The sequence below is a fragment of the Bacillus sp. S/N-304-OC-R1 genome (genome assembly GCF_019749375.1).
Taxonomy (GTDB): domain Bacteria; phylum Bacillota; class Bacilli; order Bacillales; family Cytobacillaceae; genus Cytobacillus.
In genome coordinates, this window is record NZ_JACWFE010000013.1 from 274,141 (window position 1) to 288,737 (window position 14,597).

At 36.7% G+C, this 14,597-nt stretch carries 13 protein-coding genes and 1 riboswitch; of the genes, 8 read left to right on the forward strand and 5 right to left on the reverse strand.

From position 1 onward, the window contains the following. Positions 1 to 33: 33 nt before the first annotated feature. The gene (locus H0173_RS11995; RefSeq protein ID WP_221846753.1) at positions 34 to 216 is read left to right on the forward strand and encodes a hypothetical protein; all 183 of its coding nucleotides are present in this window, start codon (positions 34 to 36) and stop codon (positions 214 to 216) included. Positions 217 to 662: 446 nt separating this feature from the next. Then, entirely contained in the window at positions 663 to 2,582 is a 1,920-nt protein-coding gene (locus tag H0173_RS12000; RefSeq protein WP_221846754.1) for an ATP-dependent DNA helicase, read from the forward strand. 95 nt (positions 2,583 to 2,677) lie between these two features. Here H0173_RS12000 and H0173_RS12005 read toward each other — a convergent pair whose 3' ends face one another. Further along, positions 2,678 to 3,835, reverse strand: a complete 1,158-nt coding sequence (locus H0173_RS12005; RefSeq protein ID WP_221846755.1) for an MFS transporter — start codon at positions 3,833 to 3,835, stop codon at positions 2,678 to 2,680. Positions 3,836 to 4,071: 236 nt separating this feature from the next. Here H0173_RS12005 and H0173_RS12010 point away from each other — a divergent pair, with 236 nt between their 5' ends. Then, a complete protein-coding gene (locus tag H0173_RS12010; protein ID WP_221846756.1) occupies positions 4,072 to 5,598 on the forward strand; it encodes a carboxypeptidase M32 in 1,527 nt (508 codons plus the stop codon). A gap of 104 nt (positions 5,599 to 5,702) precedes the next feature. After that, positions 5,703 to 6,614: a DMT family transporter gene (locus H0173_RS12015; protein ID WP_221846757.1), complete on the forward strand. Its 912-nt coding sequence runs from the start codon at positions 5,703 to 5,705 to the stop codon at positions 6,612 to 6,614. 73 nt (positions 6,615 to 6,687) lie between these two features. Here H0173_RS12015 and H0173_RS12020 read toward each other — a convergent pair whose 3' ends face one another. From H0173_RS12020 to H0173_RS12030, 3 genes are read right to left on the reverse strand one after another with little or no spacing between them, the layout of a single operon-like run. Further along, a complete protein-coding gene (locus H0173_RS12020) occupies positions 6,688 to 8,343 on the reverse strand; it encodes a b(o/a)3-type cytochrome-c oxidase subunit 1 (RefSeq protein WP_221846758.1) in 1,656 nt (551 codons plus the stop codon). Then, positions 8,343 to 8,819 (reverse strand): cytochrome c oxidase subunit II, encoded by a 477-nt coding sequence (locus H0173_RS12025; protein ID WP_221846759.1) that lies wholly within the window; start codon positions 8,817 to 8,819, stop codon positions 8,343 to 8,345. Before H0173_RS12025 ends, H0173_RS12020 begins: the two co-directional genes overlap by 1 nt. 21 nt (positions 8,820 to 8,840) lie before the next feature. Then, positions 8,841 to 8,990 carry a cytochrome c oxidase subunit 2A gene (locus tag H0173_RS12030; RefSeq protein WP_221846760.1) on the reverse strand — a complete coding sequence of 50 codons (150 nt, stop codon included), beginning with the start codon at positions 8,988 to 8,990 and terminating at the stop codon, positions 8,841 to 8,843. Positions 8,991 to 9,387: 397 nt separating this feature from the next. Then, positions 9,388 to 9,489, forward strand: a riboswitch (purine riboswitch). Between the two features lie 138 nt (positions 9,490 to 9,627). Between H0173_RS12030 and H0173_RS12035 the strand changes: the two genes are divergently transcribed. Continuing rightward, positions 9,628 to 10,224: a xanthine phosphoribosyltransferase gene (locus H0173_RS12035; RefSeq protein ID WP_221846761.1), complete on the forward strand. Its 597-nt coding sequence runs from the start codon at positions 9,628 to 9,630 to the stop codon at positions 10,222 to 10,224. Continuing rightward, on the forward strand, positions 10,221 to 11,528 hold the full coding sequence (locus H0173_RS12040; RefSeq protein ID WP_221846762.1) for a nucleobase:cation symporter-2 family protein: 1,308 nt from the start codon (positions 10,221 to 10,223) through the stop codon (positions 11,526 to 11,528). The genes H0173_RS12035 and H0173_RS12040 overlap by 4 nt, the downstream gene beginning before the upstream one ends. 300 nt (positions 11,529 to 11,828) lie before the next feature. Here H0173_RS12040 and H0173_RS12045 read toward each other — a convergent pair whose 3' ends face one another. Then, positions 11,829 to 12,284 (reverse strand): chemotaxis protein CheX, encoded by a 456-nt coding sequence (locus H0173_RS12045; protein ID WP_221846763.1) that lies wholly within the window; start codon positions 12,282 to 12,284, stop codon positions 11,829 to 11,831. 353 nt (positions 12,285 to 12,637) lie between these two features. On the opposite strand from H0173_RS12045, the gene H0173_RS12050 reads away from it, so the two are divergent. Then, a complete protein-coding gene (locus H0173_RS12050; RefSeq protein ID WP_221846764.1) occupies positions 12,638 to 13,726 on the forward strand; it encodes a type III polyketide synthase in 1,089 nt (362 codons plus the stop codon). A 4-nt stretch (positions 13,727 to 13,730) separates the two neighbouring features. Next, the gene (locus H0173_RS12055; RefSeq protein ID WP_221846765.1) at positions 13,731 to 14,291 is read left to right on the forward strand and encodes an isoprenylcysteine carboxyl methyltransferase family protein; all 561 of its coding nucleotides are present in this window, start codon (positions 13,731 to 13,733) and stop codon (positions 14,289 to 14,291) included. Positions 14,292 to 14,597 lie beyond the last annotated feature (306 nt).

The following is a 14,597-nucleotide window of genomic DNA, read 5'->3' on the forward strand; positions in this document are numbered from 1 at the left end:
TGTATCATTAGAGAAGGCTAGGAGGGCTATGCAGTGAAGCATTCCAATATCGATTTTAATAAAATCTCTCAAGTATTATCGAATACAATTGAAGCGGTAAAAGAAGATCAAAATTTATCGTCTGTAGCTATCGAACAGCTGCAAACGGCTCAAAACGAACTTCAGCAAGCAATGACATTTTCGATTTCTTCTGTACATAAAAAAATCGGCTATTGAACATGATCCCTGGCTGTGTGAGCCAGGGCTTCTTTTATGGAAATAGAGTAAGCTTTTTTAATTTAGAGAACTGTCAAGCTCCAGCGCCTACCCCCGACGCACAGGATGTACTAGTGTCGACAATGTGATAGGACGTCGCGTTTTTGTCGACCTCGAGGTCACAAGCTAACCCTGAAAGGTAGAGCTCACCTTTCCGAGAGGCTCGTCTTGTGCTTGTCGAGGGTGACCACAAAGGAAAGCTTCTAGAATGCTCATCGCAGGAACAATTGTCCTTTAATTGTTCCGAAGGCGCTTCCGCTTTTCTGACTTGACACTTTCCCCATTTACGATAAAATTGTTGATGTCTTTTGTTTAATAGTGAATCAATGTTGAGATAATGATACAGGTGTGGAAATAAGCGTCTTTTATGAGAGACGCTTAAATTTTTTATATGTCGGAGGGGTATTATGCAAAGCAGACTGCCTTTTGCATTGTCCAAAAGTGAATCTTTTTTTGATAAATTAAGCGAGTGGATTGGTGATGTTTTTTACGATATTCTCCCTGATGCTGGCTTTGAGCTACGTGACGAACAGATTTTTATGGCTTTTCAGCTTGAAAAGGCATTTAAAGAAAAAAAGGTAATATTTGCGGAGGCTGGAGTAGGAACAGGAAAGACAATTGTTTATTTACTATATAGCTTAGCCTATGCCCGTTACATAAATAAACCGGCTATTATTGCGTGTGCAGATGAAACGTTAATCGAGCAGCTTGTGAAAAAAGAAGGCGATATTGCAAAGCTTGAAAAGGCTCTAAATTTAAATATTGATGTTCGGCTAGCAAAGTCGAGAGACCAGTATTTATGCTTAAACAAGCTAGATCAGCTCATAGCGAGTGATGATATCGATTCATACAATTCAATTTATGATCAGCTTCCAGAGTTTGTCCATTCAGGTTCTTCAATGCAAAGCTTTAAAAGATATGGCGATCGGAAGGAATACCCTGAATTAACAGATGAAAAATGGGATCAGATTGGATGGGATCCTTTTCAAGATTGTTTTACATGTGAAAAACGGCATCGCTGTGGACAAACATTGAATAGAGATTATTATCGGAATGCAAAGGATTTAATTATTTGCTCGCATGATTTTTATATGGAGCATATTTGGACGAAGGAATCTCGAAAACGAGAAGGGCAGCTGCCTCTTTTGCCAGAAAGCTCTTGTGTGGTTTTTGATGAAGGGCACTTATTGGAATTTGCTTCTCAAAAAGCATTAACCTATAGATTTACTGAGCAAATACTGGAGTCATTGCTAACAAGACTCATGGAAAATGATGTTAGGGAAAGTACTTTGAACGTAATTGACGAAACAATTATTCAAAACGAGCGATTTTTCTTTGCATTAGAGCAATCTTCCTCTTTAGCAGAAGGCTCGGATAAAAAAGAAATAAAAAAGACTGAACAAGTCTTAAAAGAAGGGAATAAGCTTCTTCAGCTAATTAGCACACTGGAGGATGAGCTTGTTTTCGAAAGTGAAATGTATGTAATCAATGATTATGATTTAAAAATAGTAGAGGAATATTTAGAACAAATCTCTTATTCTCTATCTTTATTTTTAAAAGATTTAAAAGGCATTACTTGGTTTGAAGAAAACGCTGGCGAAAGAACGCTTGTAATCATGCCTCGAATGGTTGAGGATATTATGAGGGACGAGGTATTCTCTCAAAAAATGCCGTTTATTTTTTCTTCAGCCACTCTTTCAGAAAATAAGTCATTTGAATATATGGCAAAAAGCTTAGGAATTGATAGCTACTTATCCTTCACGGTTTCCTCTCCGTTCGATTATGAGGATAATATGGTTATCAAAATGCCGGATTTCCCAGAAAATGCACTAGAAGAAAAAATGCAATATGTAAAGGAGCGGTTATTAGAATCTGAAGGACGAGCTTTAGTACTCTTTTCCACAAAATCAGAACTATCCCGCTTCAAAAATGCGATAGAAGGCAAAACGGATTTTCCTATTTATTTTGAAGGAGATGCTGAAATTAGTACCCTTGTGTCAAATTTTCAAAATGAAGAGCAGTCTGTCCTCTGTTCGGTCCACTTGTGGGAAGGATTGGATGTTCCTGGCCGGTCACTTGAGAACGTCATTATTTTCTCATTGCCATTCCCTCCAAGCGATCCGGTCTTTAAAGCAAAACGCGAAGGTGCTAAAGATCCCTTTGCAGAGGTCGATCTACCATACATGCTGCTAAGGTTAAGACAAGGCGTCGGCAGATTAATCAGAACGCATGAAGATAAAGGAATCGTCCATATTTTAATGAAAGAAAACGAGAATAAGGAACTAGTAAAGCAAATTAAGAGTGTGCTCCCTGTTTCTGTTGAATAAATGATAAAAAAGGAGAAATTCGCTATTGAAAGCGGATTTCTCCTTTTTATCATAACTATGGAACCGAAGTGTTAGTTGTATTTCATTCACCTGAATCACTGCAAGCTTTCTGAAACACTTGCCTTTCTTCGAAAATATAGAAGCAACGATATCGTACTAACGAATAATATACATGCTGCAATAATATAGCCTGCAGCAAAAGATACGGACAAAACACCTGTTAAGGAGGAGCCGACGACTACTCCAAGTGAGAAAAAAGCATAAAATAATCCAAATGCTTTCCCTCTCGTTTCCTCATCTGTATTTTTCACTAACATCGCAGATATTGACGGAAATAGTAATGCAAAGCCCATTCCATAAATGATCATACAAATAAATAATAGAAATAGAGTAGAAGAAAGGCTAAGTAAAATAAGGGCTATTCCAATAATACTCATACCAATCATCATCGTATTCTGATATTGATAATGATCGAATAATCGATTCGTAGGCAATGCAAATATTAGTATTGCTGTTATGCCAAATGTGCTCATAAGAATCCCGCTATATTGTGTTTCTAATTGCAGTGACTCGACTTGCAGAGGCAGCATATAAGCAAGAACACCTTGAGCGAACATTAAAGAAAACGCACCGATAAAACTAACTGCAAGCATAGGTGCTTTTACAAGAGAAAAAAGAGTTGTGACAGGCGGTTCAATTTTTCTTGTTATTGGCACAGGTTTGTTAGGAATAATAAAGTAAGAAATGACAACAATCAGAAGCATGATGGCGGCAATAATAATGAATACCCAATTAACCCCAAATTTAGATGCAACGATTCCACCAAAAGCCGGACCAATAATGGCTGAAATCCCTACTGCAACTCCTGAAACAGCCATGGACTTTCCTTGCTTGCCATCTTTTCTGCTATTAGCAATAACAGTAAAGGCTGCTGGTACTAGAAAACCGCTAAATAATCCATGGATAAATCTTACAGCGATTAATTGCCAAGGCGTAGTAACAAAAACATAGAGTATTAGTATTAGACCAGTTAGGAAAAAGCCTGAAATCAGTACCTTTTTTGCCCCATGCCTGTCAATCCAATAGCCTGCCAAAATATTTCCGAACATATTTGAAAAGGAATACATTCCAACAGCAATCCCAATTAAAGCAGGGGCAGCCCCTAAACTTTTAGCGAATGGGCTCATGATAGGAAGCTGAGAGAACATATCGATAAAAGAAATTAAAACGATAAATAAAATAAATTGTTTCATAGTATCTCTTCCTAAAGGTAGTAGTCTTTCCATCCTATTATACCTGTTTTTCCATTAGAAAACGATTAGTGTGACGACAGTAATAGAAAATTAAAGTAGCAAGGGTGAGAAAAATTGCTGCTGCTGAATAAAATAACCTGTTGTATTTTTTTTACATAATAGGATTTTTATATCCCCGTTTTTTCAAAAGAATGTGTTAAAATAGAAAGAGTATTTAAACAATAGGAGGTAATCCCATGACTGTGGAGTTACAGCAAACTGAGAAAGAATTCTTAGAGTATGTTAAGAAAATAGAGGCATATAAAGAGGCCTTATCATTAATTTATTGGGATTTGCGTACGGGAGCGCCAAAACAAGGTGTTGAGCAGCGTTCAGAAGTCATTGGAATGCTTTCTTCAGATGTTTTTAAAATGTCTACCTCTGAGGAAATGGCTGGATACATAGAAGAATTAACAAGCAATGATGGAAAAGATTTATCAGAAATAATGAGGAAGACAGTTGCAGAATGTAAGAAGGAGTATGACCAGAATAAAAAAATTCCTGCAAATGAGTATAAGGAATATGTGATTCTTCAAGCGAAGGCAGAAAGCATTTGGGAAGAAGCGAAGGCACAATCTGATTTCGCCATGTTCCAGCCGTACTTGGAGAAGCTGGTCGAAACGACAAAGCGTTTTATTAATTATTGGGGATATGAAGGAAACAAATATAATACTCTTTTAGACATGTATGAACCTGGGATTACTGTAGAGGTTTTAGATCAAGTATTCGGTGAATTAAGGGATAAAATTATTCCGCTCGTACAAAAAATTGCGGAATCAGGAAATAATCCAGAGACAAGCTTTTTATTTGAACAATTTCCTAAAGAAAACCAGCGTCAATTTAGTTTAGATATTTTGCAGCAAATGGGCTATAACTTTAATGCTGGAAGGTTAGATGAAACCGTTCATCCTTTTGCGACAGGATTAAATCCTGGAGATGTAAGGGTCACGACAAAATATGATGAAAAGGATTTTCGTACAGCCGTATTTGGCACTATACATGAAGGCGGTCATGCTTTATATGAGCAGAACCTTTCATCAGAATTAATTGGCACTCCATTATGTGATGGCACTTCAATGGGCATTCACGAATCACAATCATTATTTTATGAAAATTTTGTTGGACGCCATCCTTCGTTTTGGAAGAATAATTATGATTTATTAAAGTCCTATTCAAATGGACAATTCGATGAAGTTGAACTTGAAGATTTTTACCGTGCTATCAATGAGTCTAAGCCTTCTTTAATTCGAATTGAAGCGGATGAATTAACATATCCGCTCCATATTATTATTCGATATGAAATTGAAAAGGGTTTGTTTAATGATGAAATAGAGGTTAAAGATCTTCCGAAAATTTGGAATGAAAAATATGAGCAATATTTAGGAATTAAGCCAGATAACGATGGACAGGGTGTACTTCAGGATGTACATTGGTCAGGAGGTAGCTTTGGCTATTTCCCTTCATATGCACTAGGGTATATGTATGCAGCACAGCTGAAAAACGCAATGCTCAAGGATCTGCCTAATTATGACGAGCTTTTAGAACAAGGAAACCTGCTTCCAATTAAAGAGTGGTTCACTGACAAGGTCCATAAATATGGCAAATTGAAAAAGCCGCTAGAAATTCTTCAAGATGTGACAGGTGAAGGGTTAAATGCGCAATATTTAGTTGACTATTTATATGAAAAATATTCAAGTGTTTACCAATTAAATGGGGGAAATTAATTGGAATTTCCATGCAGTAAATTGGTTGTTAGCAGAGGAGTAGATTTTTACAGCTGAAGAAGGTGATGACTTAGGTCATTCCCTTCTTTTAAGGAGAGAATAGAATGAAAAGGCTTCTACCATATTTTATGATTGCAGCAGGAGCCAGCCTTTGGGGAATCATTGCAATCTTTGTAAAGGGTTTGGCAGATTACGGATTCACATCAATGGAAATCGTTGCGATTCGTGTTATTTATGCCGCTCTTTTTCTAATTTTGATCGGTCTCATTAAGTATCGAGGCCATATGAAATTAAAGCAAGCTTCTGATATTAAACTATTTATAGGAACAGGAATATTAAGTATTGTATTTTTTAATTTTTGCTATTTTTCGGCGATTAGCCAAATGAATATTTCGATTGCTGTAATATTACTATACACGGCACCTGCATTTGTTACCGTATTATCCTTTATTTTTTTGAAGGAAAGTCTAAATGTAAACAAAATTTTAGCTGTGTTAGGAACAATCGTAGGATGTATATTAATTGCTGGGGTGTCGGCAGGGAATAGCACTCTTACCATTATGGGGATTTTAACAGGATTAGGTTCAGGGCTTGGATACGCCTTATATACAATCTTTGGAAAGTTTGCTTTGATGAAATATCAGCCTTTTACGGTTACGCTTTATACGTTTATTGTCGCTTCCGTATTCCTGCTGCCGATTACACAGCTGTGGGAAAAGTTCGATTTATTGATGAATGTGAATGTCCTTTTATATGGTATGGGTCTAGGATTCATTCCTTCTGTTTTGGCCTATTTCATTTATACGTGGGGACTGGAAAAAACAGAGGGGAGCAAGGCTGCTATTATTGCAACCGTTGAGCCTGTTGTTGCAACTTTATTAGGCGTCATTCTTTATGGAGAAAAGCTTGGGGTTATTCAAATATTAGGTGCAGCAATCATTCTATGCTCAGTCATTATTGTTAATGTTTCGTTTCGAAAAAAGGGATCAGAGGCAGTACAGCAAAAAATCTCATGAGAAAAGCACTCCGAAAATACGGAGTGCTTATTTTGTCTAGCTCCAGCGCCTCAAGGTGCTGAAGCTTTTCTTATTACCAGAACTTATACCCTTTAGCACCTGGAGGAGCATTCTGGATTAAATCGATGAATGGAAGTGTATAAGCAAATAGAATTAATGCAGCTGTAATTCCCAGCCATAATTTCCAGTTGTCGAATACCATTGGTGTCTTTTCAGCATTTTCAGCAACTTCTCCGACAGGGAAGTCCTGTTCACCTTTTGGAGCAAAAAACGCAAGATTAACGAAAATGTAGAGCATTAAGATAATAGACAGGAATAGAATGGATCCTCCAACAGCTTGTGCAATTTGATATGGAACCCATTCAGCAGCTTGTGCAGCACCGCCGTATTCCGAGAAGGCTGAACGGCGAGGTGCACCTAGTAAGCCTGCAGCATGCATGGCACCAGACATAAATGTCATTCCAATTGCCCAAGTGATTCCTTGAATCATAGCTAATTTATTCATTTTCTTCGTAAACGTTCTGCCAGTTAAATGGGGCACTAGCCAATAAGCTACACCGAAAAATGTAAGCACTACAGCAGTTGCCACAGTTAAGTGGAAGTGGCCAGTAACCCAAATCGTATTATGAACAACTTGGTTCATTTGGTGGGAAGCGTTTACAATACCACCAGCTCCACCAGGGATGAATGCTAGCATCCCGATAAAAGGAACAGTAAAACGTGCATCTCCCCAAGGAAGCTTTTTCATCCAGCCAAGCAGACCTTTTGCGCCTTTAGAACGACCGAAGCTTTCGAATGTAGCAAATAATGAGAAAGCTGTCATCATAGAAGGAATAACGACTAAGAATGTTAAGACAACCTGCAAGAATTTCCAAGCTGGGTCAATTCCTGGTTCCATTAATTGATGGTGGAATCCAACCGGAATTGAGAATAGCAATAGCAGAATAAAAGACATACGAGCTAGAGAATCTGAGAATATTTTTCCGCCAATAATCTTTGGAACGATAACATACCATGCCATATAAGCAGGAAGCAGCCAGAAATATACGAGCGGATGTCCAAAATACCAGAATAATGTACGACTAACACCAATATTGATTGTATCTATCCAGCCAAGAGACCAAGGAAGTAATTGGAATAATACCGTTGTTGCTACACCGATTGTTGCAACGTCCCACATAATAAAAGTAATAACAGTCATGAATGTTAATAACGGACTAGGCTGACCAGGGTTTGCTTTTTTCCATTGTCCGTATTTCATAAACATAATAGCGCTATCTAACCAAGTACCAACAATAACTAGTGTTAATCCTAAGTAGAAGAGGAAATGTGCTTGAAGCGGTGCATAAAAAGTAAATAGTACAGTCGCTTCGTTTAATAGGATCATAACAGCAGCCATTGTTGTTCCGATTGTTTTTATCCAAAAGCCAATCCAGCCTATAGCACGCTGATGGCCAGTAAATGTACCAGCTGTTCTGCTAACGACAGAAACCATAAATCCGATAATAAAGAATGTAGTAAGTACAAGTCCAAGAACAACCCCGTGTACAGTTAGTATTTGGTAATAACCAATACCTGCTGGTAATACAAATTTTCCAGAACGAACTAATACTTGTAATAATCCCGCAAGTCCGCCAATTGCTAATGCAATGAACGCCACATAGAAGTGGGCCATTGCTAATTTACCGTCACGGCGGTCAACTTTTATATTCGCTTCTCGGTTAAGCATTATTCAACCACCTCAATCTTCGAAGTCATCATGTGGTGACCAATTCCACAATATTCATTACATAGGATTAAAAAATCACCAGTTTTGTTAAATGTATAAATCTTTTCACTTATGAAGCCGGGCTCAAGCATCATATTAATGTTTGTTCCTGCTACTTCAAAGCCGTGAATGACATCTTTCGTTGTTGCGATAACTTTTACCTTCGCACCTTTAGGAATTTGTACTTCTCCTGGATTGTAATTGAAGGCAGAAGCTACAAATACTAATTCGTAATCCCATTCCTTTCCTTCTACCTTTTTAAGTCCAGGCTCATTAAAAGGAGCAGTTGTATCCACCTTTTCTGGATCAATGACTGCTAAACAGCTTGGCGGCTGATTTCCAAGATAGAAAGCGCTAACTCCTAATACGGTTAGAAATACTAGCAGCGATCCTATTCCAAAAATAAGCCAGATTTTTTCAAACTTATGCATATGCATGGCTTTTTCCCCTTTCAGCTATTAAGAACGATCTAAGAATAATGTGTATACGCCAGCCCAAGTCGCAATTAGGATGATACCTAAAATGAAAACGGATGCTAACGTCCCCTTTAAGGAAGAAGAATCTTCAACTTCAGTTTCTGTTTTTCTGGTTAGTTCAGGTTTTGCCATTTTCTTTCACTCCTTTCGGACATTTGGAAAAAGTAAATGATTACAATTTCATAATACTCTACTATTTGGGAGAATCTAGATGGATTTCGGGAGTTCACAAATTGTTCATTCGTCATTTTACTACTATGTTAATAGTGAAAAATTGATATTTCAGTTGTATTCATCTTTCAGAAAGGATGAAAAATGTGAAGAAATTGTGAAGCATTCCTATCCATTGCTTTTTTTAAAAAAGCAATAATTTAAATCTTGGAATTCTTACCGGCAAGGAATCTTGCAAGGAATAGAATGAAATGCGAACGATTACATGAAAAAATGAAAAATAATTCGTGTTTATTAATGTTAATTCTGTTGATTTCTAATGAATAGATGTTATAATACTTTTATCGCAAAATAATAATTAAAATTAAATAGCTTCACTCATATAATCGCGGGGATAAGGCTCGCAAGTTTCTACCGGATTACCGTAAATAATCCGACTATGAGTAAGCAATGATAGGGATACTTTGTATCTCATTTCTTCGTCTTATTCTAAAGTCTGAAGATCATTGCTTCACTCATTTTTGATGTGAAGTCATTGATTTTCAGGCTTTTTTGTTTTGATATCACAGTCTGGAATGACATTAGAGGAGGATAACGAATGGAATTATTGCAGAAGAAAATTAAAGAGGATGGAATTGTACTTTCAGATACAGTTTTGAAAGTAGATTCATTTCTAAATCACCAAATAGATCCTCAGATTATGTATGAAATAGGTAAGGAATTTGCTAGCCGTTTTCGTGAGGCAGGCATAACAAAAATATTAACCATTGAATCTTCTGGCATTGCTCCATCAGTAATGGCAGGCTTGGAGCTAAATGTACCTGTTATATTTGCTAGAAAGCGTAAGTCACTTACTCTTATCAATGAGCTTTATACTTCAACTGTTTATTCATTCACTAAACAAGAATCGAATGAAATTTCTATTTCAAAAAAGTATTTGAATGAAGAAGATTGCGTATTAGTTATTGACGATTTCCTTGCAAATGGCCAGGCTGCCATCGGACTTGCTGATATTGTAAAGCAAGCGAATGCAGAAATAGCCGGGATCGGCATCGTTATTGAAAAAGGATTCCAAGATGGAGGCAAAAATCTTCGCAAGGAAGGTTATCGTGTAGAATCGCTAGCCATCATAGATTCATTGGAAAATGGAGAAGTTACTTTTACTCAAGATAAAGCGGAGGAGTTAGGAAGATGAAACAACATCCCTACAAGATAGCTTCATTAGGAATCCAGCACGTATTGGCTATGTATGCTGGTGCTGTTATTGTTCCATTAATCATTGGCGGTGCTTTAGGTTTAACAGGAGAACAGCTTACGTATTTAGTTTCTATTGATATCATGACAAGTGGTATTGCGACTATATTACAAGTGTGGAGAAACAAGTATTTTGGCATTGGCCTTCCTATTGTATTAGGATGTACATTTACAGCAGTTGGCCCTATTATCGCTATCGGCAATCAGTACGGGATTTCGTCAATTTACGGCTCGATTATTGTTTCAGGTTTACTAGTTGTTTTGATTGGGAAGTATTTTGGAAAGCTTGTTAAGTTTTTCCCTCCTGTTGTAACAGGTTCTGTTGTAACCATTATTGGAATAACTCTTGTTCCAGTGGCAATGAATAATATGGCAGGCGGACAAGGAAGCGCAGATTTTGGGTCACTTTCTAATATTTCATTAGCATTTGGTACTTTATTATTTATCATTCTACTATTTCGTTTCTCCAAAGGGTTTGTCCGTTCCATTTCTATTTTAATTGGCTTAATTGCTGGTACGGTTGTAGGGTACTTTATGGGGAAAGTTGATTTTTCAGCTGTTGGTGAAGCATCTTGGTTTCATATGGCAAAACCATTTTATTTCGGTATGCCGACCTTTGAAGTGACTCCGATTATTACAATGACTTTAGTTGCACTTGTTAGCCTTGTTGAATCATCTGGTGTATATTTTGCTCTTGCGGATATTTGCGGCAAGAAAATTGAAGAAAAGGATCTCGTTAATGGTTATAGAGCGGAAGGGTTAGCGAGCATACTAGGCGGTATTCTTAACTCATTTCCATACACTACTTATTCACAAAACGTAGGGTTAATCCAAATCTCAGGGGTTAGAGGAAATAATGTTATATACACAGCAGCTGCTATGCTCATTCTTATCGGTTTTGTGCCGAAAATTGGTGCTGTAACTACTGTCATTCCTCCATCTGTATTAGGCGGTGCAATGGTAGCTATGTTTGGAATGGTAGTGGCATCAGGAATTAAAATGCTAAGCAAGGTTGAGTTTGCTTCACAGGAAAATTTATTAATCATTGCTTGTTCGGTTGGAATGGGTTTAGGTGTTTCTGTTGTTCCGGGGTTATTTGCACAATTGCCTGGAAGCATTCGAATTTTAACGGAGAATGGAATTGTAGCTGGAAGCTTAACAGCAATTCTATTAAATATTCTATTTAATGAAGTAAAATTTAAACAAAAGCAGCCAATTAAAATTAATGAGTCTAAAGCATCTTAATGATAAAACCGCCTGCTGGCGGTTTTGTTTTTTTGCTGAATAGTATCACACATCCATTCATAGAAAAATATAATGATTTAACCATTTTTACAGGATGTGAACTAGTGGTATGGAAAAGTATTATTGTGACTATTGCAGACTTATATATAATCAAGAGGAAATATGTAAAGGCTGTGGCTCCTTAGTGAAGAAGAAAATTAAAATTGAGGTCCAAAAACAGGATAATAACAACCATATGCCTGCAACTGATTAAATATAGGCTCCACTAATAATAAAAACGGTACTGTTTTATCGTACCGTTTAGCCAACTTCCACCATCAATACAATCATAAGGTTTCCTACACCTGAAATCGTTACAGGCAAGCGGAATGCTTTCGTGAAACCATATACCTTTGTTTGACCAACAAGAACTGTTGGAGGGGTAATATCCATCTCAAATCCTCTTTGAGAAATATAAGTGGAAATATTGCCGGCAATCATATTTCCAAGCTCACCAGCAAAGGACTCCAGCATCTCACCTTCAAGCGCCATTCCAAACATTGCTTCCCCGATTTTTCCAAAGACATCGGGATCACCATCAATAATAATACGGCCTCTTGCATCACCAGTCATCCCGATTAATACTCCAATCGAATGCTGAGTGAACGGCTGTGTAAAGAGAGCTGGTTTTTCTACTTGAATCTCTAATGGAACTACAGCTTTAACAGCCTCAATAGTCCCATTCAAAATATCGGTCACATTTTTTGTAAGCGACACACTGCATTCCCCCAAGAATTGAATAGACCTATTTTAACATTTTATTCGAAAAATTATGTTAAAAATATATTAAAAATATTGTTTTTATTATATTTTGTTTGTGAAGTTATCATTTAAAAACCATCTTTTACTTATTTGGAAAAGATTTGGTGATGTTTCCTTAAGCGAAAAATTTTATAATAATAGTGCACAGCAACTCCTTCAAAACGTTAGCTTCCTCAATAAGAGGGAGCTTTTTTTATTTTAGTCAAGTTTCTTAAATATAACAATTTTCTTCGAGGAACCTGATTTTGGCGAATATTATGTATGATTTGGGAAAAATTAACGATAAGCCTTATGAAGGAGAGAGGAAAATGCCAGCTATTGTTTCAGTTGCAGAAGCTATACCTCCAAATATTCTTAAACAGAACGAGGTAATGGATTTTGCACGAGACCTATTTTCTGAGTCATTTAACGATATTGAACGGCTTTTAAAAGCATTCCATAATGGACAAATTGAAAAACGACATTTTGTGAAAAATCTAGAATGGTACAAAACAGAGAAATCATTTCAGGAAAGAAACCAGACTTATATTGACTGTGCAGTAGATCTAGGGGTTGAGGCAATTAATAATTGCTTAATGAGTAAAAACTTCCTAACAAGAAATATCCTATACGATGAAATTGATGCGATTTTTTTTATTTCCAGCACGGGTATTGCTACCCCCAGTGTCGAGGCAAGAATTATGAATAAACTACCCTTTAATCAACATACAAAGAGAATTCCAATATGGGGATTAGGCTGTGCAGGCGGAGCATCTGGGCTTTCGAGGGCATATGAATATTGCCTTGCATATCCAGAAGCAAAGGTATTGGTGCTCGCAATTGAATTATGCAGTTTAACCTTTCAAAAAAATGACCGCTCAAAAAGCAATTTAATTGGAACGTCGTTATTTGCTGATGGTGTTGCTTGTGCACTCCTTACAGGGGACCGTGCTGATCGGCACTCTTTTCAGAAGCTGGATGCAGTGCCGGCAGTTCAGCACACTCAATCTACACTTATGCATGATTCTCTCGAAGTCATGGGATGGGAAGTAAAAAACGAGGGCTTATTTGTTGTATTTTCCAAGGATATACCTTCTATTATAGCGACATGGCTAAAGCCGATTGCTATTGATTTTTTGCACGAATCTCATGTGGAAATAGATTCTATTTGTCATTTCATTGCCCATCCCGGGGGAAAAAAGGTAATAGATGCGTATCAACATTCATTAGGGTTTTCATCTGATATGACAAATATTTCTCTTGATGTTCTTAAGGAGTTTGGAAATATGTCTTCTGCTACGATTTTATACGTGTTAAGAAGATTTATGGAAATTGGAAAAAAAGGCGAATACGGTCTTGCTGCGGCATTAGGACCGGGATTTTCTTCGGAAATGCTTCTTTTGAGATGGGAGAATTAGAGAAATGATTTTTTCGATATTTGTTATCTTAATCATCATTCAAAGATTAGCTGAATTAGTAATTGCTAAAAGAAATGAGTGCTGGATGAAAAAACAAGGAGCACAGGAATTTGGACAATCACATTATTCATTCATCGTCTCTGTACATAGTTTATTTTTTGTTTCGTATATAGCAGAAGTTTTTTTCTTTCATAAAGGGTTGTCTGGGGCATGGCCGATTTTATTGCTGTTATTTGTCATTACACAAGCAGGGAGGATATGGGCATTAACCTCATTAGGTCCATATTGGAACACGAAGATTATTGTCTTGGCTGACGCAGAAATTATTAAAAAGGGTCCTTACCGTTTTTTGAAACACCCAAATTATATAATTGTTGCTGCAGAGTTTATTATTATTCCACTATTGTTTCAAGCTTATATAACAGCAGCAATTTTTACGATTTTAAATTTAATTATATTAGCGATTCGAATTCCTGCTGAAGAACAAGCATTAAATGAATTAGCTGATTATGAGGCAAGTTTTCCCCGAGCATTAAGCTTCTTAAAGATATTAAAAAAAGTATGACTTTTATCAATATGCTATTGAAAATGATTATCGTTGATGATAAAATTCTAATTGAATTTGAAAATTATTCTCATTAACAGAAAGGTGTTGTTACAAATGGTTGCAGTATTTATTGCGGGTACAGTAACAGCCTATGCATTTATTATGAAGCATGTTTTAAATCAAGTTGGGAAACCACATACAAGATAAATACGGATGAACTACATAACCAGGTGCAAACCTGGTTTTATTTTTTCTCGGAAAGTATACATAAAATATATAGTTCCATATTCTAATTATAGGCATTATCAAAAAAATGATTTAGAA